Annotated in this window: 18 protein-coding genes; 15 read left to right on the top strand and 3 right to left on the bottom strand. The window is 42.1% G+C overall.

From position 1 onward, the window contains the following. Positions 1 to 47 precede the first annotated feature (47 nt). The 6 genes from VS868_RS00295 to VS868_RS00270 all read left to right on the top strand — a co-directional run bounded on the left by VS868_RS00295 (position 48) and on the right by VS868_RS00270 (position 6952). Positions 48 to 1586, top strand: a complete 1539-nt coding sequence (locus VS868_RS00295; RefSeq protein ID WP_345598798.1) for a YifB family Mg chelatase-like AAA ATPase — start codon at positions 48 to 50, stop codon at positions 1584 to 1586. A gap of 8 nt (positions 1587 to 1594) precedes the next feature. Beyond that, a complete protein-coding gene (locus tag VS868_RS00290; protein ID WP_345598797.1) occupies positions 1595 to 2746 on the top strand; it encodes a DUF2891 domain-containing protein in 1152 nt (383 codons plus the stop codon). Positions 2747 to 2833: 87 nt separating this feature from the next. Beyond that, complete coding sequence (gene pxpA, locus VS868_RS00285; RefSeq protein WP_345598796.1) at positions 2834 to 3571, top strand: 5-oxoprolinase subunit PxpA; 738 nt, start codon at positions 2834 to 2836, stop codon at positions 3569 to 3571. After that, positions 3571 to 4296, top strand: a complete 726-nt coding sequence (pxpB, locus tag VS868_RS00280; protein ID WP_345598795.1) for a 5-oxoprolinase subunit PxpB — start codon at positions 3571 to 3573, stop codon at positions 4294 to 4296. Before pxpA ends, pxpB begins: the two co-directional genes overlap by 1 nt. Next, positions 4293 to 5153, top strand: a complete 861-nt coding sequence (locus VS868_RS00275) for a biotin-dependent carboxyltransferase family protein (RefSeq protein WP_345598794.1) — start codon at positions 4293 to 4295, stop codon at positions 5151 to 5153. Before pxpB ends, VS868_RS00275 begins: the two co-directional genes overlap by 4 nt. Positions 5154 to 5428: 275 nt before the next feature. Continuing rightward, a complete protein-coding gene (locus VS868_RS00270) occupies positions 5429 to 6952 on the top strand; it encodes a bifunctional GNAT family N-acetyltransferase/carbon-nitrogen hydrolase family protein (RefSeq protein WP_345598793.1) in 1524 nt (507 codons plus the stop codon). Here VS868_RS00270 and VS868_RS00265 read toward each other — a convergent pair whose 3' ends face one another. From VS868_RS00265 to VS868_RS00255, 3 genes are read right to left on the bottom strand one after another with little or no spacing between them, the layout of a single operon-like run. Continuing rightward, the gene (locus VS868_RS00265; RefSeq protein WP_345598792.1) at positions 6953 to 8356 is read right to left on the bottom strand and encodes an aldehyde dehydrogenase; all 1404 of its coding nucleotides are present in this window, start codon (positions 8354 to 8356) and stop codon (positions 6953 to 6955) included. A gap of 48 nt (positions 8357 to 8404) precedes the next feature. After that, positions 8405 to 8899, bottom strand: coding sequence for an energy transducer TonB (locus tag VS868_RS00260; protein ID WP_345598791.1), 495 nt, complete (start codon positions 8897 to 8899; stop codon positions 8405 to 8407). Further along, complete coding sequence (locus VS868_RS00255) at positions 8896 to 9147, bottom strand: hypothetical protein (protein ID WP_345598790.1); 252 nt, start codon at positions 9145 to 9147, stop codon at positions 8896 to 8898. The genes VS868_RS00260 and VS868_RS00255 overlap by 4 nt, the downstream gene beginning before the upstream one ends. 525 nt (positions 9148 to 9672) lie before the next feature. Between VS868_RS00255 and VS868_RS00250 the strand changes: the two genes are divergently transcribed. From VS868_RS00250 to argH, 9 genes are all read left to right on the top strand, one after another. Continuing rightward, the gene (locus VS868_RS00250) at positions 9673 to 10320 is read left to right on the top strand and encodes a GNAT family N-acetyltransferase (RefSeq protein ID WP_345598789.1); all 648 of its coding nucleotides are present in this window, start codon (positions 9673 to 9675) and stop codon (positions 10318 to 10320) included. Beyond that, positions 10317 to 11504 carry an argininosuccinate synthase domain-containing protein gene (locus VS868_RS00245; protein ID WP_266071119.1) on the top strand — a complete coding sequence of 396 codons (1188 nt, stop codon included), beginning with the start codon at positions 10317 to 10319 and terminating at the stop codon, positions 11502 to 11504. The genes VS868_RS00250 and VS868_RS00245 overlap by 4 nt, the downstream gene beginning before the upstream one ends. After that, positions 11501 to 12466 (top strand): N-acetyl-gamma-glutamyl-phosphate reductase, encoded by a 966-nt coding sequence (gene argC / locus VS868_RS00240; protein WP_266071120.1) that lies wholly within the window; start codon positions 11501 to 11503, stop codon positions 12464 to 12466. Before VS868_RS00245 ends, argC begins: the two co-directional genes overlap by 4 nt. 55 nt (positions 12467 to 12521) lie before the next feature. Further along, a complete protein-coding gene (gene proC, locus VS868_RS00235) occupies positions 12522 to 13310 on the top strand; it encodes a pyrroline-5-carboxylate reductase (protein WP_266071121.1) in 789 nt (262 codons plus the stop codon). Positions 13311 to 13315: 5 nt separating this feature from the next. Then, positions 13316 to 14449 carry an aminotransferase class III-fold pyridoxal phosphate-dependent enzyme gene (locus VS868_RS00230; protein ID WP_266071122.1) on the top strand — a complete coding sequence of 378 codons (1134 nt, stop codon included), beginning with the start codon at positions 13316 to 13318 and terminating at the stop codon, positions 14447 to 14449. A gap of 83 nt (positions 14450 to 14532) precedes the next feature. Then, positions 14533 to 15486 carry an N-acetylornithine carbamoyltransferase gene (locus tag VS868_RS00225; protein ID WP_345598788.1) on the top strand — a complete coding sequence of 318 codons (954 nt, stop codon included), beginning with the start codon at positions 14533 to 14535 and terminating at the stop codon, positions 15484 to 15486. A 79-nt stretch (positions 15487 to 15565) separates the two neighbouring features. Next, on the top strand, positions 15566 to 16345 hold the full coding sequence (gene argB / locus VS868_RS00220; protein ID WP_266071124.1) for an acetylglutamate kinase: 780 nt from the start codon (positions 15566 to 15568) through the stop codon (positions 16343 to 16345). Then, on the top strand, positions 16342 to 17412 hold the full coding sequence (locus tag VS868_RS00215; protein ID WP_345598787.1) for a M20 family metallo-hydrolase: 1071 nt from the start codon (positions 16342 to 16344) through the stop codon (positions 17410 to 17412). Before argB ends, VS868_RS00215 begins: the two co-directional genes overlap by 4 nt. A 58-nt stretch (positions 17413 to 17470) precedes the next feature. Then, positions 17471 to 18751, top strand: a complete 1281-nt coding sequence (argH, locus tag VS868_RS00210; protein ID WP_266071126.1) for an argininosuccinate lyase — start codon at positions 17471 to 17473, stop codon at positions 18749 to 18751. Positions 18752 to 18890: the final 139 nt, after the last annotated feature.

Below are 18890 nucleotides of genomic sequence, written 5' to 3'. Positions count from 1 at the left end.
ATCTTAAGCCGAAATTTTTACTACATTTAGTCAAAACATTTTATTTAATGCTGGTAAAGGTTTACGGTAGTGCAGTTTTTGGTGTTGAAGCCACGACCATCACGGTCGAGGTAAATGTTGACACCGGCATTGGATATCATCTTGTAGGCCTTCCCGATATTGCTGTAAAAGAAAGCAGTTTCAGGATTGCAGCCGCTCTAAAAAATGTAGGGTACAGCCTTCCGGGGAAAAAGATCACCGTAAACATGGCACCTGCCGATCTTCGGAAAGAAGGTTCGGCTTATGACCTCACCTTCGCGATGGGGATACTTATGGCTTCAGGCCAAATTAAAGCCACCAACATAGGAGATTATGTCATCATGGGAGAACTTTCTCTCGATGGAAGTCTGCAGCCTATAAAAGGTGCTTTGCCTATAGCCATAAAGGCTAAGGAAGAAGGTTTTAAAGGTTTTATACTTCCGAAGCAAAACGTGAAGGAAGCGGCTATTGTAAGTGGACTGGAAGTGTATGGCATTGAAAATATAGATGAAATAATCCGCTTCTTTGATAAAGGCCAGGCTTTAGAAAGGACCGAAATTGACACCAGGAAAGAATTCTTTCAGGAATTGGAAAATCCGGAGCATGATTTCGCCGATGTTAAGGGACAGGAATCCATAAAACGCTGCATGGAGATTGCTGCAGCCGGCGGTCATAATATTATTTTAATTGGTCCGCCGGGAGCGGGTAAAACCATGCTCGCAAAACGACTTCCGAGTATCTTGCCGCCCATGACCTTGCACGAAGCTTTAGAAACTACAAAGATTCACAGTGTTGTAGGACGCGTAAAGGAAAATGTGGGGCTTATGGCTCACCGGCCTTTTAGGAGTCCGCACCACACGATTAGCGACGTTGCTTTAGTCGGCGGCGGGGCATATCCACAGCCGGGGGAGATCTCCATGTCTCATAATGGCGTATTGTTTCTCGATGAACTTCCGGAGTTTAAAAGAAGTGTTTTAGAGGTAATGCGACAACCGCTGGAAGACCGTGAAGTGACTATTTCGCGGGCAAAATTTACAGTGACTTATCCATCGAGCTTTATGCTTGTGGCCAGTATGAATCCGAGTCCCAGTGGGTTCTTCAATGATCCCGGTTCTCCCGCTACATCTTCTCCCGCCGAGATGCAAAGGTATATGAGCAAGATAAGCGGACCTTTGCTCGACAGGATTGACATACATATTGAAGTAACTCCCGTTCCTTTTGAGAAGCTAAGTGACGACAGGCGCGGAGAAAGCAGCCTGGAAATAAGAAAAAGAGTAACTGCTGCCAGACAAAAACAAACGGATAGGTTTGCAGATAATGACAAGGTTCATTACAATGCGCAAATGAATGTAAAACAAATTAGAGAACATTGCGCGCTCGACCCAGACTCCATGAACCTGCTCAAGGTGGCCATGGAGCGGCTTAACTTATCTGCCCGGGCTTATGATCGCATTCTGAAGGTTTCCCGTACTATTGCAGATTTAGAAGATTCAGATAAAATAAAAGGAGCTCACATAAGTGAAGCTATACAATACCGCAGCCTCGACAGGGAAGGCTGGCTAGGATAATTTAAACTATGAAAAAGAAATTTTTAGTGATCGCTGCGATTGCAGTAATAGCCTGTAAAGGCAATGATGAAGCACCGGTTACCGAAGGGATGGAAACAGATTCTACCCTCGTAGATGAAGCTGTAGCTATGTTAGAACCCACACAAGCTGTTGTGCTTACTGTAGAGGAAGCTAATAAACTGGCCCAACTTCCTCTTAATTGTATTAATGTTGAATATCCCAATAAGCTTAACCAAACCCTCTCGGGTGCCGGAGATATTGGCGAACCCAAAGAACTGCACCCCGCCTTTTACGGCTGTTTTGACTGGCATTCTTCGGTACATGCACATTGGTCTCTGGTGAGTTTGCTCAGGAAGTTCCCTGAAATGAAAAAAGCCGAAGAAATTCGGGAGACTCTAAAGAATTCTCTTACTGCCGAAAATATCAGGCAGGAAGTGAAATACTTCAGCCGGGAGCAGGAGGGGAGTTTTGAACGCACCTACGGCTGGGCGTGGATTTTAAAACTGGCCGAAGAGCTGCATACCTGGGAAGATCCCTTAGCAGTAGAGCTGCGTGAGAATCTGCAGCCTCTTACAGATCTTATGGTGCAGAAGTTTAAGGAATTTCTTCCGAAGCTTAACTACTCCATAAGAGTTGGCGAGCACACCAATACAGCCTTTGCTCTTGCGCTGGCACATGATTATGCTGCCACCACGGGAGCAGAAGACTTGCGGTTGTTGATTGAGAAAAGAGCAAAAGATTACTATTTGAACGATGACAATTGCCCTATTGAATGGGAACCGGGAGGATTCGATTTCTTGTCGCCCTGCCTGGCCGAGGTCGATATTATGCGCCGTGTTCTTCCTAAAAAAACCTTCAATTTGTGGATGAAGGATTTTCTTCCGCAGTTGCAGAGCAAGGATTTTGCCATGGAAGTAGCCGAAGTGAGTGACAGGACCGACGGAAAATTGGTTCACCTTGACGGACTCAACTTTAGCCGGGCCTGGGTGTTTTACGGCCTTGCCAATCAATATCCCGAACAATACGGGCATCTTCGCACGCTGGCCAATGAGCACGTGGCGTATTCATTTCCTAACCTCGTGGGCGATAGCTATGAAGGAGGGCACTGGCTTGGGAGTTTCGCTTTGTATGCTATACAGGAAAGTAATAAAAAGATGTAAAAGCCTTGATCGTAATTCTGCTCCCGAAAGATCTTAACCCATTATTCGGGGTGAGAGGCTATTACTAAAAATTGGAGAGCTACAACTATGAAAAAAATACATATCAATTGCGATCTTGGAGAAGGAGGGGAGCACGATGGGCAGCTTATGCCGCTTATTTCGGCGTGTAATATTGCCTGTGGCGGGCATGCAGGCACGTTAGAAACCATGCAGCACACCGTAGACCTCGCTATGGAAAATGGGGTAGAAATAGGCGCTCATCCGTCGTATCCCGATAAAGAAAACTTCGGAAGGGTCTCCATTCCTATGGAAAGTGAAGAGCTTAAAAGAAGCCTGGTGGCGCAAATTATGAGCCTAAAGCAAATTGCAGAAGCTGAAGGGGCGGTGCTCACCCATGTAAAGCCTCATGGCGCTCTTTACAATGATGCTTTTAATAATGCTGAAGTTGCCAAAATTATTGTCGATTCTGTTCTTGAATTCGGAAATGATCTGGTGCTTTATGTGGCCGAGGGTTCTGTAATTAGTGAGTTGGCGAAAGGTAAATTAGAGATAAGATATGAAGCCTTTGCCGATAGAAATTACAACCCAAATGGCAGCCTTGTAAACCGAAAAGAAACGGGTGCCGTGATCACCCACAAAGAAGAGGTTTTTAACCATCTTTTATCCATGATTTCTGAGCAAAAAATCACCCCTCAAAAAGGCCAGAAATTTGACACTTTTGCCACCACTTTTTGCCTGCATGGAGACACACCAAATTCGGTAGAAATTCTTGAATATTTACACCGGGAATTACCCGCTAAAAATATCGAAATCTTTAAAGCTTAATGGAAGTATTTCCGAAGATAAAACGGATGGGCGAGGGGGCTATCCTTGTCGAATTTGAACCTGAAATTTCTCCAGAAACTCTTGCGAAGGTTCTAAATCTTAAGAAATTCCTTCAGGAGAAATTAGTTAAACAAAATGTTGAGATAAAAAGTACATACAGCTCATTATTAATCATTTATGTGTATGTTATAGAGAATGCTTATAATGAGGTTTATAGCCTTTTGGGGGAGTTTTCAGGTGCTAATATAGATGAAATTATTGAATCTAAATTATTTCATATTCCAGTGTGTTACAGTGATGTTTTTGCTCTTGACCTCGATGAGATTTCCCGGGTGAAAAAGTTGTCTAAAGAGGAAATAATCAGGTTGCATTCTTCGGTAGATTATCTGGTGTATTTCACCGGATTTTTACCCGGATTTTTATACCTGGGCGGGCTGCCAGAAGTACTGCATTTTTCACGCAGGGATCACCCCCGGATACAGGTCCAAAAAGGGGCTGTGGGGATTGGTGAAAAACAGACGGGAATTTACCCTAAATCGAGCCCCGGCGGATGGAATATAATTGGCAATTCTCCGGTAAAATTATTTGATCTGGCAGCAGATAAACCATGCCCAATTTCGGCTGGTGACAGGTTGAGGTTTTACCAGGTAGATTTAGAGGAGCACCAAAGAATTTCTGAGCTGGTGGAAAGAGGGGACTTCAGAATAAAATCTGAAAAACTATGATGGCGCAGGCGGAAATTCTACAGCCGGGATTGTACAGCAGCATACAGGATTTTGGTCGGTATGGTTATCGTGAATTTGGCGTACCAACATCGGGGGCGATGGACAGGCAGGCGGCGAAGGTGGCCAATCTTCTGCTAAAGAATGAGCCTGATGCCGCAGTGATGGAAATCACGCTACAGGGGCCAAAAATGGCATTTTCGGGTACTGCTCAAATTGTGATCACCGGAGCGCAACTGTCTCCGGAACTTGACGGCGGGGCGTTGCAGAACAACCAGGTGATGCAGGTCTCGGCTGGGCAGGTGCTTAGCTTCGGGAGAAGAAAATGCGGCTATAGAGCCTACCTTGCCATCAAAGGTGGCTTCCAAACCTATGCAGTTTTGGGTAGCAGAAGCTGGTGTGATGGGGTGACGCCCCACAGCCGACTGGAAAAGGGTGTGAAATTGCCTTTTTTGGAGAGTAAGCGCGCATCTGTTTCAAAATTTTCTTCGGTTAAAGTAGATGAGCATATCACTTCAGGCGTATTGGAGGCTTTTCGGGGACCGGAGTTTGATCTGCTTCAGCCTTCAGAAAAAGAAGCGCTTCAAAAATGGCATTTTTCAGCAGCAAAAGAAAGTAATCGGATGGGGATTCAATTTCAGGAAAAAATGGAGAATAATTTAAATCCGATCCTTACAGGTCCGGTGCTTCCCGGTACGGTACAACTCACGCCATCAGGAACTTTAATCGCTTTAATGAGGGATGGTCAAACTACGGGTGGATACCCAAGAATTCTGCAGTTGACAGAAACAGGCATAAATACTCTGGCTCAAAAAATGCCGGGAGAAAAGCTGCGAATAAAGCTGCTTGACTATAGCTGATTCAGAAAAAACAGATGGTGCCATTTTCATGAAACTGCTTAAATCCCCTACTATTTAAGCATTCCGAAAGATGGCACCATTCTTTATTTTAAGTGCTATAAATTTAATTAAAGTTGATGTGAAAAAGGTAAATTTCTCTAATAATTTACTGTTTTGAATTAAGATTTTTACTAATTGTGTTAGAGGCTGCTAAGTATTTGAGTCTTAATAAATTTCTCTGTTGCCGAATATTTTTAAAGCAGCAGTGAAAGGAATATCTTTGTAAAAAAATTTAAGTGATAGATTCTGCTAAAATTGAGTTACGAAACCTGAGTGTAAAGGATTATAAGGAGTTAAAGATCTCTATGATTGAGAGCTATGATGCCATGCCAAATGAGTATTGGAGCGAGAAGGAGATCAAAAACCTGATTAAAAAATTTCCCGATGGCCAATTTTGTATAGTGATCAATGAGAAAATTGCAGGTTGTGCCCTGTCAATCATGGTAGATTATAACAAGTTTGACGATAGCCATACCTATGGGGAGATTACCGGCGGAGAGAATTTTTCTACCCACACAAAGTCTGGCGATGTGCTTTATGGTATTGATGTTTTTATTCATCCTGAATATCGCGGGATGCGCCTGGGGCGTAGGCTTTACGAGGCAAGGAAGGAGCTGTGTGAGCAATTGAACCTAAAATCTATCATTTTTGGAGGGCGAATCCCTAACTATGCCGAATACGCCGAAGAGTTAACACCTAAACAGTATATAGAAAAGGTAAAGGTCAAGGAAATACATGATCCTGTATTGTCTTTTCAGCTCTCTAACGACTTTCACGTAAAAAAAGTGATCAAGGGTTATTTGCCCGGAGATCATGAGAGCAAAGAATTTGCCACGCTAATGGAGTGGAATAATATTTATTACACCAAGCCTGACAAGCTCATCAATACGGCTAAAACCGTGGTGCGGCTGGGATTGGTGCAGTGGCAAATGCGTCTTTTTAAAGATTTTGATGCTCTTGTATCTCAAATAGAATTTTTTGTAGATGCCGTAAGTGATTATCAAAGTGACTTTATCCTTTTTCCGGAGCTCTTCAATGCACCTTTAATGGCCGAGTATAATCACCTTAATGAAGCTGAAGCCATCCGCTCCCTGGCCTCTTATACCGATAAGTTGCTGGAGACCTTTGTAGATTTTGCCATCACCTACAACATCAATATCATTACAGGCAGTATGCCTCAAATTATTGGAGAACACATGTATAATGTGGGCTATTTGTGCCGTCGCGACGGAAGTTATGAGCGGTACGAGAAACTGCATATTACACCGGCCGAAGGTTCTGCCTGGGGTATGAAAGGTGGCAGCCAGTTAAAAACCCTTGATACCGACTGTGGAAAGATTGGAGTGCTTATTTGTTATGACGTGGAATTCCCGGAGCTGGGGAGACTACTGGCCGAGCAGGGAATGAACATACTATTTGTGCCTTTTATGACCGATACTCAAAACGGTTATTCGCGGGTGAGGTTGTGCGCCATGAGCCGGGCTATAGAAAATGAATGTTACGTGGCAATTGCGGGTTCTGTGGGTAACCTTCCAAAGGTGAACAATATGGATATACAGTATGCGCAGAGTGCTGTTTTTACACCGTCTGATTTCTCTTTTCCTGTGAACGGAATTAAGGCTGAAGCTACGCCAAACACAGAGAGTACCTTGCTTGTAGATGTAGATCTTGACCTGCTCAAAGAGCTGCACACTTTTGGAAGCGTTAGAAACCTGAAAGACCGGCGTAAAGATTTATATTCCCTTAAGCTGAAAAAGTAATTACAAGCGTTTCATTACTTCTTTAATAAGCGGAAGTTTTCCTGCATAGGGAGCATATCGCAGAGGGATATCTATCCAGGTAGCCCTCTTGCTGATGCTTTTTTTGTGCGTGAAAGTGTCGAAAGAGAATTTGCCGTGGTAGCCGCCATAGCCGCTGCTGCCCACCCCGCCAAACGGCAGGTTCTTATTGGCAATATGTATTACAACGTCATTGGTAGCACCCCCTCCAAAATGGTATTTTTGAAGGGTTTTTTCTGAAAAACCTTTGTCTTCAGCAAAGACGTAAAGCGCAAGAGGATCGGGATAATGGCTGATGATCTTTTCGATTTCCGTTTCATCGGAATAAGTGAGGACCGGAAGGATTGGGCCAAAGATCTCATCCTGCATTACTGCAGATTCGAGTGAAGGTTCGTTTAGTAGGGTAGGCGCGATATAATTGTCGCCTGGAGCGGTTTCACCTCCTGTAATGATGGTTTGGCCCTCAAGCATCGCCTGAAGCCTCTCAAAATTCTTCTTATTGATGATTCTGGCATAATCTGGCGACTTTTTTATCTCATCGCCAAAGGCAGCCTTAATTTCTTTTTTTACGGCCTCGGTAAATTCAGTTTTCTTCCTTTTGTCGATCAGGATGTAATCGGGGGAAATACAGGTTTGTCCGGCATTAATGAATTTTCCCCAAACAATTCTTTTTGCTGCCAAACCAATTTTAGCCGACTCATGAATGATACAGGGATTTTTTCCGCCGAGTTCCAGGGTTGAAGGAGTAAGATTGGGGGCTATGGCTTTAGTTACAATTCTTCCTACCGGAACGCTTCCGGTGAAAAAAACATAATCCCATTTCTGTTTCAGGAGTTCTTCCGATGTTTCTACGCCTCCCAGGATCACGGCAATATGTTCTTCAGGATAAACTTCAGCAAATATTTCTTTGGTGATTTGAGAAGTTGCGGGAGCGTATTCACTGGGTTTGATCACCACGGTGTTTCCTGCAGCCAATGCACCTATTGCCGGGGAAACACTTAACTGAAAAGGATAATTCCACGGTGCCAGTACCAGGACTTTACCGTAGGGCTGGGAATAGATATAATCTTTTGATGGAAAATTGAGGAAAGTGCTTTTTACCTTTTGAGGTTTTGCCCACTTTTTTAGCTTCCTGATGGTGTACTTAAGTTCACTGAGAATAAGTGCTGTTTCGGTGGCGTAGGTTTCAAATTCCGGCTTTCTGAAATCGGTGAAAAGGGCTGCAGCTATTTCTTTCTCCCTGCTTTCAATGACATTTTTAAGCTCCTTTAATTTAGATATCCTTTTGGCAACATCAAGAGTTTTACCGGTCTCAAAAAAGGCATTTTGAGAGCTGAGTATTTGAGGGATGTCTACTGCTGCTATATTTTCGATTTCTTCAGCCATAATTTTTCATTGTAATTTACAAAAATTATGACTGAAGCTAAAGCTGTATTATTTTACAAAGCTCATGGGCAATCTAAACCTTGTAGGTGCAGGTTCTCCAAAGTGCTTGGCGGGTTCCCATTTTGGCATGTTGCTCAATACCTGAACGGCTACCGCATTGTACCAGCGTGGAGCACCTTCAACTACCTGCACTTCGCTAATTATTCCTTCTTCATTGATAGTGAAAATAAGTAGAACCTTAACAGTAGTGCCTTTCTTTTGTTTTTCAGGCACAGGCAGGGTCTCTTTTAAATAATCTTGCAGGGCATCATTCCCACCGGGATAGGAAGCTGAAACCCAATAAGGGAAATGCTCAATTTTTTCACCTTCTTTATTCCATACCGTTCCCGATTTGAATTTGTCTTTTTTAAAGAAATCGTGACGTTTTTTATTACCATTGGGCCACCAGGCGACGAGCTCTCCATGTCGGTCTCCATTTTTGTATTCAATTTCGTACCATGGCTCTCCTGTTTTGTACCAGAATTTATGTCGGCCTTCATTCACCGGTTTTCCATCTTTACCGGTTTTCCATCTTTAATAGATAGATATTGTTCTGCAGAAATATCACCGTTTATTCTATAGGTTACCCTATGAAATTCAGCATCCCCTTCATCAGTTTTTTCCTCTATCTTATAAAAAGTAGCTTCGGCAGGATTGGTCACTACTTCATACTTTTCATTCATGTAAATTTTTTTCTGGGCAAAAAGTATTGTGGTAAAGAGAAGGAAGAGGGCGGGAATTATATTTTTCATTTTTTGTGAACCTTTTTCAGTAAAAGAGAGGAAAATTGAGAATATGATTATTCGGGTTAGAATTCCGGGGAAAAATAAGGTAAAGATTTAAAAAACAAAAAAGTAAATCCGTAAAAGCAGATGCCAAAAATGTAGGGTTTATGCTGAAAGCTATGTAAAAAATAAGGTTTGAAGTTATATTATTTTTCTAATTTGTTTTGGTTTTTAAAAAATAAACTTACTTTTACGGTGTGATTTTAGAGTCTCAAATAATAATAAGGCCCATGTTGCGCCGCCGGATGTAGTCCATCTGTCAGCGCACCTCTCTTTTTGTCTTAATTTTTATTTAGTTTTTTTATTTTGAATCACATTTTTCCACAATACATTTCTCATTTACTTTTTAGGCTTTCTCCTGAGAATTCTTTCAGGCGCCGCCGTAGTTTCCGCCGCACGTTTGTGCGCGCTTAATTATTATGGAACCCAGGTGAGTCCGGTTCTTTCCCCGAAAACCCTTTCTTGATTTTTTAACCTTTAATTCTTTAGCATATGAAAATTGTCATTGCTAATGCTTCTCATGAAAAGTATGCACAGGTAATTTGTGATACTATTGAAGAATCTGCCAAAATTCGCGGCACAGGTATAGCCCGCCGTACACCCGAGTATATTCTTACCAAGATGCAGAATGGAAACGCCGTAATTGCCCTGGAGGGCGATAGATTCGCTGGTTTTTGCTATATCGAAGTGTGGAGCCACGAGAAGTTTGTAGCCAATTCAGGACTTATAGTTCATCCCGATTTCAGGAATCGAGGCCTCGCAAAGGATATCAAAAAAGCCATTTTTGAGCTCTCCCGTAAAAAATATCCTCAAGCCAAGATCTTTGGGATCACCACAGGACTTGCCGTTATGAAGATCAATTACGAATTGGGCTACCAGCCTGTAACCTTTAGTGAACTCACAGATGATGAGAGTTTCTGGAAAGGCTGTCAAACCTGCAAAAATTACGATATTCTTACCCGTACCGAAAGAAAGATGTGTCTTTGCACAGGGATGTTGTATGATCCTGTAAAAAAGGAGAAATCTAAAGAAAAATCAAGACTGAACGACAAGGCGTTCACCCGATTAAAAAGTATCAAACAAACCCTTTTTTACAAAAAAGAAAAAGTGGTTGAAAAAATTGAAAATAAAACAAAATGAAAAAAGTAGTAATTGCTTATAGTGGAGGATTAGATACCTCTTATTGCGCAAAATATTTATCAAAAGAAGAAAACTTTGAAGTTCATGCAGTGAGCGTGAATACAGGAGGATTTAGTCAGGAAGAGATTGAACGCATTGGTAACACAGCCAAAGCCATTGGTGCCACTACCTATACCAACCTTGATGCGGTTTCTTCCTTTTACCAAAAGGTAGTAAAATATCTCATTTTTGGAAACGTACTAAAGAACAATACTTATCCACTTTCTGTAAGTGCAGAACGTATTATTCAGGCTATTGAAATTGTAAACCACGCCAGGAAAATAGGAGCAGGTTATATTGCCCACGGTAGTACAGGCGCAGGAAATGATCAGGTGAGGTTTGATATGATCTTCCAGATCCTTGCTCCCGAAATTGAAATTATTACACCAATCCGCGATAAGAAATTAACCCGGCAGGAAGAGATCGATTACCTGCAATCTCAGGGGGTAGATATGAACTGGGAAAAAGCAAAATACTCTATCAATAAAGGTTTGTGGGGAACCAGCGTTGGTGGTGCTGAGACCCTGACATCAGAGAAACCTTTGCCAGGGGCGGCTTTCCCTTCCCAACTTCAGGAAAAGGAAGCTTCACGGGTAACACTTACCTTTGAAAAAGGGGAACTTACAGCCGTGAACGGAGAAGAAAATTTTCCCGAGAAGAATATAGAAAAACTGGAAGAACTGGCTTCAGCATATGCTATTGGCCGTGATATCCACGTAGGAGACACGATTATTGGTATTAAAGGAAGGGTAGGTTTTGAAGCAGCTGCGGCTTTAATAACCATTAAGGCACACCACCTTTTGGAAAAACACACCCTGAGTAAATGGCAGTTACAACATAAAGAAAATGTTGCAAGTTGGTACGGAATGCACCTTCACGAGGGCCAATACCTGGATCCTGTGATGCGCGATTTTGAAGCTTTTTTACAGAACTCCCAGCAACAGGTAACAGGGGAAGTATATATTAGCCTGCACCCATATAGATTTGTTCTGGAAGGGATCTCTTCTCCTTTTGATCTTATGAACAGCGGCTTCGGAAAATACGGAGAAGAAAACAATGCCTGGACAGCACAGGATGCCAAAGGTTTTATTAAGATCCTTAGTAATTCAGGAAAGATCTATAACCAGGTAAAACAGAAATCATGATCAAAGCAGGAATAATTGGGGGAGCCGGATATACGGCCGGGGAATTGACCCGGATCCTGGTAAACCATCCGCAGGTAGCGCTGGATTTTATTTACAGCACCTCAAGTGCAGGAAAACCTGTATATGCCATTCACCAGGACCTTGTTGGGGAAACCGAAATTACTTTCAGCAGTAAAGTAAACACTAATGTAGATGTGGTTTTTCTCTGCCTTGGGCATGGAAACTCTAAAAAGTTCCTGGAAGAGACAGAGTTCTCAAAAAGTACCAAAATCATTGATCTAAGTACCGATTTCAGGAAAACAGAACCTTCACATTCATTTATTTACGGCCTGCCTGAATTAAACAGGAGAAAGATTGAAAGTGCAGAATTCATTGCAAATCCCGGTTGTTTTGCAACGGCAATCAACCTGGCACTTTTACCTCTTGCATATGCAGGATTATTGAAAGAAGACGTTCACGTAAATGCTGTCACAGGCGCAACCGGCGCCGGAACCTCTTTTTCGGGCTTTACACATTTCGCCTGGAGAGATAATAACTTTTCTTCTTACAAGGCTTTTGAACATCAACATCTTTCAGAAATTGGGCAGAGTGTGCTGCAGCTACAGGAAAATTTTGATCACAAGATCAATTTTATTCCCAACCGGGGCAATTTCTCCCGCGGTATTCACTGTACAACATATACCTCTTTTGAGGGGGAACTGGAAGACGCTGTTGGGATATATAAGATGTTCTATGCAAATGCGGCTTTTACACACGTGGTAGAAGAAGAACTGCATCTTAAACAGGTAGTTAATACCAATAAATGCCTGGTAAGAGTGCAAAAGTTTGATGATAAGATATTGATCACCACTGTTCTTGACAACTTGCTAAAAGGTGCCAGTGGGCAGGCGGTTCAAAATATGAACCTTATGTTTGGTCTTGAAGAAAGCACGGGGCTGAAATTGAAAGCGAATTATTTCTAACTAAATAAGATCTCACAGGTTTTTAAAACCTGTGAGATCTCTAAACCTACCTGATATGAAAATCGCAATTCTTGGAGCGGGAAACCTGGGGCTCTCAATCGCCAAAGGACTCCTTGTGAGCAATGCTTACAACACACTTTATCTCACTAAAAGAAAAACAGAAGCTATACAGGAATATTCTGAATATGAGAACGTGGTGGTAACAAAAAGTAACCGCGAAGCTGTTCAAAATTCTGATATTCTCATTCTGGCAGTGCAACCCAAACAGATTGAAACCGTACTGGAGGAAATTAAAAATGACTTGCACGAGAGACATGTGATTATTTCGACCATTACGGGAGTGAGTATAAGCAGGATCGAAGATTTGGTGGGAGATCACATCATTATTCGGGCAATGCCTAACACTGCCATTGCCGTAAAGAAATCAATGACATGTCTTTGCAGTAATGAGAAAGGACAAAAACAGCTTCAGGTAGCCGAGGCTATTTTCGATAAAATGGGAACAACAATGGTAATTCCCGAAAACAAAATGCAGGCCGCAACAGTATTATGTGCCAGCGGAATAGCTTTTTGGATGCGATTAATAAGAGCCACTACTCAAAGTGCAGTTCAGTTAGGTTTTGACGCTAAAGAGGCTCAGCAACTATCAATGCAGACCTGTCTTGGTGCAGCGAGTTTATTGATAGAATCGGGTAAACATCCCGAAGAAGAAATAGACAAAGTAACCACACCTATGGGTTGTACCATTGAAGGTCTTAACGAAATGGAACACCACGGCCTCAGTTCTTCGCTAATACGGGGAATGCAGGCTTCATTCAAAAAAATCAATAATATTTCTAATTAGCCCCCATGAATTTATTTGACGTTTATCCACTATATAATATTACTCCTGTAAAGGGAGAAGGCTGTCATGTCTATGATGACGAAGGCAAAAAGTATCTCGATTTGTATGGCGGTCATGCCGTAATTTCGATAGGCCATTCGCATCCTTCTTATGTTAAAGCCGTACAGGAGCAGGTTCAAAAACTCGGATTTTACTCCAATTCCATAAAAAATCCGTTACAGGATGAACTTGCCGAAAAGCTTTTGCAGGTTTCGGGACTTGAAAATTATAAACTTTTTCTTTGTAATTCGGGTGCCGAGGCTAACGAAAATGCACTTAAACTTGCTTCATTTCACACCGGGAAAAGCAGGGTGATCTATTTTAAAAATGCTTTCCACGGAAGAACTTCGGGTGCTGTGGCAGTGACCGATAATGAGAGTATAAAAGCTCCTTTTAACAAGGCTCATGAAGTTACCTGCCTTGCTTTTGAAGATGTGTCAGGTCTGGAAAAAGAACTTTCAAAAGGGGATGTTGCCGGGGTCATTGTTGAAATTATCCAGGGAGTGGGAGGTCTTGATGAAGCATCTACCGAATTTTATCAGGCTACGGCCAATCTATGTTCAAAATACAATGCTGTTCTCCTTGCCGATGAAGTGCAATCGGGTTATGGCAGGACCGGAGATTTCTTTGCCTTCCAAAAACATCAAATTTCACCCGATATTATTTCAGTAGCGAAAGGAATGGGCAACGGATTTCCAATTGGGGGGATCCTTATTTCTTCAAAATTTGAAGCAAAACACGGCTTATTGGGAACCACCTTTGGCGGTAATCACCTGGCCTGTGCAGCGGGTATTGCCGTTCTTGACGTGATAGAAAATGAGAACCTGATGCAAAATGCAGCCGAAATTTTTCAGTTTGTCAAAGAAAAGGCTGCTGAAATTCCGCAGATAAAGCAAGTGAAAGGAAGAGGCTTGATGTTGGGGCTGGAATTTGACTTTGAAGTGGCCAGCCTTCGGAAAGATCTCCTGTTTGAACATCAGATTTTTACAGGAGCAGCTTCCAATAAAAAGTTATTGCGAATACTACCACCTCTAAGTATCCAAAAAGGGCATTTTGAGCAGTTCTTTTCGGCGTTGAAGTCAGAACTTAAAAATCAATAATATCTAGCAGATTAAATAAGGCCTCACAGATTTTATCCCGATAACTATCGGGGCTGTGAGGTCTCAATAAACATATTTTAAAAATGAAGAATTATATCAGTTTATCAGATATAGAAAATTTAGATTTGGCTATAGCAGAAGGGCTTCAGCTTAAGAACAATAATACGGTAGCAAACCTGGGAAAGGGAAAAACTCTTGGAATGTTGTTTTTTAACCCGAGCCTTCGCACGCGCCTTAGTACCGAAAAAGCTGCAAAGCTCCTCGGGATGGAGGTGATGGTGATGAATGCCGATAAAGATGGCTGGGCTTTGGAGTTTGAAGATGGAGCAATTATGAATTCCAACAAAGCAGAACATATCAAGGAAGCGGCTGCCGTGCTCTCACAATATTGTGATATTATTGCGGTGCGGGCATTTCCCGGCCTTGAAGATAAAGCAAAAGATGAAGAAGACCTGGTGATGAAAAGCTTTAAAAAATATGCTACTGTGCCGGTGGTAAATCTTGAAAGTGCTACAGGGCATCCGCTTCAGGCCCTAACCGATGCCATGACCATTACAGAGCTGCAAAAGACAAAAAAGCCAAAGGTTGTCCTTACATGGGCACCGCACCCACGAGCCCTGCCTCAAAGTGTCCCCAACTCGTTCGTTGAGGTGATGCAGCGTATGGATGTTGAATTTGTAATTGCAAATCCTCCGGGTTACGATTTGAACCCTCAGGTCAAAAAAGATACAAAGGTGTTTCACAATCAAGATGAGGCACTTAAAGATGCCGATTTTGTTTACGTAAAGAACTGGAGCAGCTATGAGAACTACGGAAAGATCTTATCTGAAGACAGTTCCTGGACCTTTAGTGAACAAAAAGTACAGCTTACAAACGATGCAAAAGTGATGCATTGCCTGCCCGTAAGGCGAAATGTGGTTATTGATGATGCCGTACTGGACAGTCCTAATTCCGTAGTAATTCAACAAGCCGGGAACAGGACCTACGCCGCCCAGGTGGTGCTGAAGAGGTTGCTCGAAAACCTGGAGATAGAATAAGATAAACAGCATAAGGCACAGCTGAAGGGAATAGTTCAATAAATCTGGCTTGGTTTAAAAAAGCCTGTAAAATGTCAACATGAGAAAACAAGATCTTACTATTGTAAAAATAGGAGGAAAGCTAATTGAAAACGAGGAGCGGCTTTCGTCTTTCCTCAATGATTTTTCTGCTCTTAATGGTCTGAAGATCCTCATTCACGGAGGTGGAAATATGGCAACCGAAATCGCTACAAAATTAGGATTCCCCACAAAGATGATCGACGGCCGCCGAATTACAGATGCCAATTCGCTTAAAGTGATCGTGATGACCTACGGCGGACTCATAAATAAAACCATTGTTGCTAAATTACAGGCGCTCCAGGCTAACGCCGTGGGTCTTTGCGGGGCAGATGGCAATAGTATTGTTTCTAAAAAGCGTGCAGTTAAAGAAATTGATTACGGTTTTGTAGGAGATATAGAAACGGTGAATACCAGGTTTATAAATTCTTTGCTGGAGCAGGGCTGCGTTCCTGTTTTTTCGGCTATTTCAGCTACTCGTGAGGGACAACTTTTAAATACCAACGGGGACTCTGTTGCTGCTGAAATTGCAAAGGCAATGAGCAGTATTTATAACACCCAATTGTATTTTTGTTTTGAGAAGAAGGGCGTTTTGGCCAATCCGCAAGATGAAAATTCGGTTATTCCTGAAATTGATCATAAAAAATATCAGCAGCTTCTTGAAGAAAAAGTGATAAGTGAAGGAATGCTTCCGAAGCTTCACAATTGTTTTGAAGCTTTGGATCATGGAGTGAATAAAATATTTCTTGGAAATGCTGATGTTCTTAAAATGGGAAATTCCTGTACAAAAATCATAAAATGACACACTTATCTAAATTGCAGACCGAAGCCCTGGAACTTCTCAAAAAATTGATTTCCACCCAGTCTTTTTCAGGAGAAGAAGAAGGTACAGCCGCATTGCTTGAGCAGTGGTTCAAAGATCATGAGATTCCTTTTCAGCGCCACCTGAACAACGTTTGGGCAGTGAATAAGAACTTTGAAGATACAAAACCCACTTTGCTGCTTAATTCCCATCACGATACTGTTAAACCTAATTTGGCTTACACGAAGGATCCTTTTAATGCTGAAATTTCTGAAGGGAAATTGTTCGGTCTTGGAAGCAATGATGCAGGTGGATGTTTAGTATCCCTGCTGGCCACTTTTACCTATTTTTACAAAGCTGAAGGTTTGTCACATAACCTGATTTTTGCCGGAACAGCTGAAGAGGAGATCAATGGAAAGGATGGTATTGCGTGCCTTTTGCCTTTGCTGCCAAAAGTAGATGTTGCCATTGTAGGAGAACCCACGCTGATGGATTTGGCAATAGCCGAAAAAGGCCTGGTAGTATTTGATGTTTTAGTAAAAGGAACACCTTCACATGCTGCACATCCCAATGATGATAATGCCATTTATAAATCGGCAAAAGCCTTGCAGTGGTTTGAAGCCTGTAAATTTGAAAAAGTTTCAGAAGCTCTAGGAGAAGTGAAGCTTACAGTTACTCAAATTAAAGCAGGAAGCCAGCACAATGTAGTGCCGGCACAGGTTGAACTGGTGGTAGATGTGAGAGTTAACGACCAGTACAGCAATGCCGAAATTGCAGCTATTTTGGCAGAACAAGCCCCTGTTGATGAGATCAAGCCACGTTCTTTAAGACTTAATTCTTCTTCCATTCCTCTGGAGCATCCATTAATAGAGGCAGGTATTTCTTTAGGAATGAAAACTTATGGATCACCTACCCTTAGTGATCAGGCTATGCTTAGCTGCCCTTCTTTAAAATTAGGTCCCGGAGACTCTACCAGGTCACATTCGGCAGATGAGTTTATCTTTGTGAAGGAAATAGAAGAAGGTATTGAGAAGTATATAAAGTTGCTGGAAAAGGCATTCGTATAAAAATAAATTTAAGACCTCACAGGTTTTTGAAACCTGTGAGGTCTATTAAATCGGAAATATGAAACTCTGGGATAAAGGAATATCAATAGACAAAAAGATCGAGAATTTTACTGTGGGTAATGACAGGCAACTGGATATGTTCCTTGCCGCGCATGATCTGCAGGCTTCGGCGGCACATGCTAAAATGCTGGGGAAAGTTGGCCTAATTGGAGAAGAAGAGGTGATTCAATTAGTTGAGGAACTTCAGCGCCTTCAGCAACAGGTAAAGAACGGAACTTTTGTGATTGAAGAAGATTTTGAGGATGTGCACTCCAAAATAGAGTTTGAGCTCACCAAAAAACTGGGAGACACCGGAAAGAAAATCCATACCGCCCGTTCACGGAATGATCAGGTTTTGGTGGCACTGCATCTTTATTTCAGGGAAAACCTTCAGGAGATCATCAGTCGGGTCAATGATTTGATAGAAGTACTTCTTAAACTTGCTGAAGAGCATCAAAACAGCCTTTTGCCGGGTTACACTCATTTACAGGTAGCCATGCCTTCCTCTTTTGGGTTGTGGTTTTCGGCATATGCAGAGATACTAATAGACGACCTCTACCAACTTAAGGCCGCGCTAAAAATAGTAGATCAAAACCCCTTAGGTTCTGCCGCAGGCTATGGCTCCTCATTTCCTATAGACCGGGAATTTACCACAAAGGAGCTCGGTTTTTCCACCTTAAAATACAACGTGGTGGCAGCTCAAATGAGCAGGGGGAAAAGTGAAAGGGCAGTAACTTCGGCAATAGCTTCGGTGGCCAATACGCTCTCCCGTTTCTCTATGGATATCTGTCTTTATATGAGCCAGAATTTCTCCTTTATCAGCTTTCCGGAGGCACTTACTACCGGTTCCAGTATTATGCCTCATAAAAAGAACCCCGACGTCTTTGAACTTGTAAGGGGTAAAAGCAACAAACTCCAATCTATAGCCGGGGAAATGGTACTGGTGACCAACAATCTGCCGAGCGGTTATCACAGGGATTTTCAGGTGATCAAAGAGAACAGTATATATTCTGTAGAAGGTTTGAAAGAGATCCTCGATGTTTTTACACATTCCATTTCGCAGATTATTGTGAAGGAGGTAAACCTGCAGGATGAAAAATATAAATACCTTTTTACCGTAGACAGCATTAACGATCTTGTGATGGAAGGAAAATCCTTCAGGGAAGCCTACCAGATCATTGGCGAACAGGTTCAACAAGGCACTTATGAACCTGTGGGCAACAAACATCATTCCCACAGCGGAAGTAAAGACAATCTTTCTCTTGACGAAATAAGGAAAAAGCAAAGATCTGTAGATTAACTTTCCATTATTCTTACCTCTCAAAAATGCCGTTTTTTAACGGCATTTTTTATTCCCGCCTTTCTGCTGAAAATATCTTTTGGAATTTAGCTATCGTAAATAATTAAGGGTTAAGTATTTGTTTTTCAGTTAATTAAAA

The sequence above is a fragment of the Salinimicrobium sp. 3283s genome, from assembly GCF_039602225.1.
Lineage (GTDB): Bacteria > Bacteroidota > Bacteroidia > Flavobacteriales > Flavobacteriaceae > Salinimicrobium > Salinimicrobium profundisediminis.
Note: the sequence above shows the minus strand (reverse complement) of the source record. Positions and strands in the feature narration are given on the sequence as shown.

Coding starts and splice junctions, on each gene's coding strand:
- VS868_RS00295 (WP_345598798.1), top strand. CDS start 48: ATGCTGGTAAAGGTTTACGGTAGTGCAGTTTTTGGTGTTGAAGCCACG.
- VS868_RS00290 (WP_345598797.1), top strand. CDS start 1,595: ATGAAAAAGAAATTTTTAGTGATCGCTGCGATTGCAGTAATAGCCTGT.
- pxpA (WP_345598796.1), top strand. CDS start 2,834: ATGAAAAAAATACATATCAATTGCGATCTTGGAGAAGGAGGGGAGCAC.
- pxpB (WP_345598795.1), top strand. CDS start 3,571: ATGGAAGTATTTCCGAAGATAAAACGGATGGGCGAGGGGGCTATCCTT.
- VS868_RS00275 (WP_345598794.1), top strand. CDS start 4,293: ATGATGGCGCAGGCGGAAATTCTACAGCCGGGATTGTACAGCAGCATA.
- VS868_RS00265 (WP_345598792.1), bottom strand. CDS start 8,356: ATGGCTGAAGAAATCGAAAATATAGCAGCAGTAGACATCCCTCAAATA.
- VS868_RS00255 (WP_345598790.1), bottom strand. CDS start 9,147: ATGAAAAATATAATTCCCGCCCTCTTCCTTCTCTTTACCACAATACTT.
- VS868_RS00250 (WP_345598789.1), top strand. CDS start 9,673: ATGAAAATTGTCATTGCTAATGCTTCTCATGAAAAGTATGCACAGGTA.
- VS868_RS00245 (WP_266071119.1), top strand. CDS start 10,317: ATGAAAAAAGTAGTAATTGCTTATAGTGGAGGATTAGATACCTCTTAT.
- argC (WP_266071120.1), top strand. CDS start 11,501: ATGATCAAAGCAGGAATAATTGGGGGAGCCGGATATACGGCCGGGGAA.
- proC (WP_266071121.1), top strand. CDS start 12,522: ATGAAAATCGCAATTCTTGGAGCGGGAAACCTGGGGCTCTCAATCGCC.
- VS868_RS00230 (WP_266071122.1), top strand. CDS start 13,316: ATGAATTTATTTGACGTTTATCCACTATATAATATTACTCCTGTAAAG.
- VS868_RS00225 (WP_345598788.1), top strand. CDS start 14,533: ATGAAGAATTATATCAGTTTATCAGATATAGAAAATTTAGATTTGGCT.
- argB (WP_266071124.1), top strand. CDS start 15,566: ATGAGAAAACAAGATCTTACTATTGTAAAAATAGGAGGAAAGCTAATT.
- VS868_RS00215 (WP_345598787.1), top strand. CDS start 16,342: ATGACACACTTATCTAAATTGCAGACCGAAGCCCTGGAACTTCTCAAA.
- argH (WP_266071126.1), top strand. CDS start 17,471: ATGAAACTCTGGGATAAAGGAATATCAATAGACAAAAAGATCGAGAAT.